The sequence below is a fragment of the Haladaptatus sp. genome (assembly GCF_049589095.1).
Classification (GTDB): Archaea; Halobacteriota; Halobacteria; order Halobacteriales; family Haladaptataceae; genus Haladaptatus.
In genome coordinates this window covers 1-2,468 of sequence record NZ_JBAWAC010000641.1, presented here as the reverse complement: position 1 = coordinate 2,468, position 2,468 = coordinate 1, and the positions used below count along the sequence as shown (strand labels likewise).

General features: G+C 58.8%; 3 protein-coding genes. 2 read left to right on the top strand and 1 reads right to left on the bottom strand.

Features of this window, described 5'->3' with window-relative positions; translation table 11 throughout:
* Positions 1-275: 275 nt before the first annotated feature.
* Positions 276-1,484 carry an RNA-guided endonuclease InsQ/TnpB family protein gene (locus WBV42_RS20280; RefSeq protein WP_423987639.1) on the bottom strand — a complete coding sequence of 403 codons (1,209 nt, stop codon included), beginning with the start codon at positions 1,482-1,484 and terminating at the stop codon, positions 276-278.
* A gap of 216 nt (positions 1,485-1,700) precedes the next feature.
* Here WBV42_RS20280 and WBV42_RS20275 point away from each other — a divergent pair, with 216 nt between their 5' ends.
* Both WBV42_RS20275 and WBV42_RS20270 read left to right on the top strand, forming a co-directional pair.
* Positions 1,701-2,285, top strand: a complete 585-nt coding sequence (locus tag WBV42_RS20275; RefSeq protein WP_423987638.1) for an FAD-dependent oxidoreductase — start codon at positions 1,701-1,703, stop codon at positions 2,283-2,285.
* 78 nt (positions 2,286-2,363) lie between these two features.
* Positions 2,364-2,468: universal stress protein (locus tag WBV42_RS20270; RefSeq protein ID WP_423987640.1), on the top strand; the 105-nt coding region annotated here is incomplete at its 3' end.

Sequence of the window (2,468 nt, the reverse complement as noted above, 5' to 3'; positions counted from 1 at the left end):
CCTCGCATTCGCGGCGATTAATGGGGAAGACTGGTCTGACTGAGAATGAGATGTAACTACTGCGATGAAGACCCCGAATTCGTCATCTCGCTATGCAGAAAGGTGGCGCAGAAAGGTGATTGATGGCATAGCGATTGCAATTACCGAGAAGCCGATCCCGTGCAGCGACCGCGATCGAGCGGGAGCTTTCGAGGTCTTCTTCGTAGTTGCTGAAGTCGGAAAATCTGTAAACTGCCTCGGGGTCAAGCCCCGAGGCTTTCGCGTGGACTCCCGTTCTATGCCGTAGCGGCAGGGGGGACGTACTCCCCACTCACGTTCAACGTCCCGCGATTCAAGCGCACGTCTACAGGTGCGCCTCCGGCGGCTGCGTTTTGCCGCCGCCGGAGATACCGAAAGCCGATGTTCTTCGCCGCGTTGTAATCCGCATGGTTCTGATACCCGCATTTCAAGCACTCGAAGTGCTCGCCATCGCGGTTGTCCTCGTGCGTACACCCACACGTCGAACAGCGTTGGGACGTGTGGTTCGGCGGGACTTGCACGACTTCGACGCCGTGTTCTGCCGCTTTGTATTCAACGTATTGGAATAACCGCCGGAACGCCCACACGTGTTGCCACGTCGCCTGCGGGACGTTCTCGCGGATATGCGTTAGGTCCTCGAAGACAATATGCGAACAACCGTATTCGACGGCTTCCTCAATGAGTTCGTTCGCTACGCCATGCAAGTATATCTCAAAGCGCCCGTACTCCTTGCGCCCGACGTCTTCGATGGCTTCGTGGGCGGCTCGTGTCCCGCACTGTTGAAGCGAGCCGCGACGCTTCTCGTACTCTCGACGCCAGTGGTTGAACTCATCGGCGGACCAGAACACACCCGTTGACGAAACTGCGATGTTGTTCACCCCAAGGTCCACACCGAGGACTGTTCTGTGCTCGGTATCGGGTTCGGGGTCATCGGCTTCGACCTTGCGCATCGAGGCATGAAGGAACCACTCGTTGTCCCGACGCTGTAAGTGCGCCATGCGGAACTCGTAGTCCTCGTCATCGAGGTACGGCCGTGGGTGCCGCTCGGGGTCGTCGGGAAGGATGTAGTCGCACTCGACACGTCCGTTGACCGTCGAGAGCGACACGTAGTCGCGGTGGAACGTCGCACTCCGTTTATCGTAAACCGCACTATCGGCGGAGAAATAGGGTTGCGACGTTCGTTCACCGCGCTTCAACCTCTCCACACCGCTCTTGACGGCTTCGACCGCCCGGCGAATCCCCTTCTGAACGAGATTCGCAGTAAGGTTGGTTTCGTCCCGTAGTTTATCGTACAAGGCACGTTCTGCTTTGGCCTTTGAGGTAACGTGATATCCGTCGTCGCCATGCCAACACCATTTGCTCGCTGTGTTTGCACAGTGTTTGAATTGTTCGACTGTCTCGCGGAGGGAAGCATCGGCGTCTTGAGCCACGTCGAGCTTGATTACGGCGGTACGACGGTATTCCACGATGTTTCACATATGATGCCGGTGTTACTTAACCCTTCGGGAGTGTGCTGACCGATGTATGAGGTTTGTGTCGCGCGTCGACGCGCTTCCTCCCCGAGGTCAAGCCTCGAGGCATCCGCGCTGTATTTTCTGTGAAAGCGGCCGTTTCAGCGGGGAGAGACGTTCAAACAACGACCCTGGTCTTTATTCTCTCGTGGTGTGTGCCATCTGCTTGTCATGGTAGACGTAGCAGTCATCGGCGGCGGCCCCGCCGGTCTGAGCGCGGCGCTGTTCACACAGAAGAACGGGCTCGAAACAATGGTGTTCGACACCGACGAGACGTGGATGCACAAGGCACATCTGTTCAACTACCTCGGCATTCGGAGCATCAAGGGAACCGAGTTCATGTCCATCGCTCGCGGACAGGTCGAGGACCGCGGTGCGACCATCGAGCAGGGCGAAGAAGTCACGAGCGTCGAGGAGGACGGCGACGGCTTTACCGTCACGACCGACGACGGCGAGTACGACGCGACGTACGTCGTCTTCGCGACGGGCAACGATCACAGCCTCGCCGAGTCGCTTGGCTGTGAGCTAACCGACGACGACGTCGTGGATGTCGACGTGACGATGGGAACCAGCGTCGAGAACGCCTACGCGACGGGTGCGATGGTCCGTACCGGGGAGTACGAGGCCGTCATCTCGGCCGGGGACGGCGGTGCGGCGGCGCTCAACATCCTCTCGAAGGAGAAAGGAGAACACTTCCACGACTTCAACGTTCCCGGCGACGTGCCGACGCTCGGTGACGACGAGGCGTCGGACTGATGGGACGGGTTCCGCTTTCGAACATCCAATACCACTCATCCAATACCACTATTTCCGTTGCCCGCGTTGGGCGAACCGATGTACGATTCGATCCTCGTTCCGACGGATGGAAGCGGCGGTGAACAGCAGTTTGTCGAGGAGGCGATTTCGCTAGCGGAGCTGACGGGCGCGACGGTGCACGTC

Coding starts and splice junctions, on each gene's coding strand:
- WBV42_RS20275 (WP_423987638.1), top strand. CDS start 1,701: ATGGTAGACGTAGCAGTCATCGGCGGCGGCCCCGCCGGTCTGAGCGCG.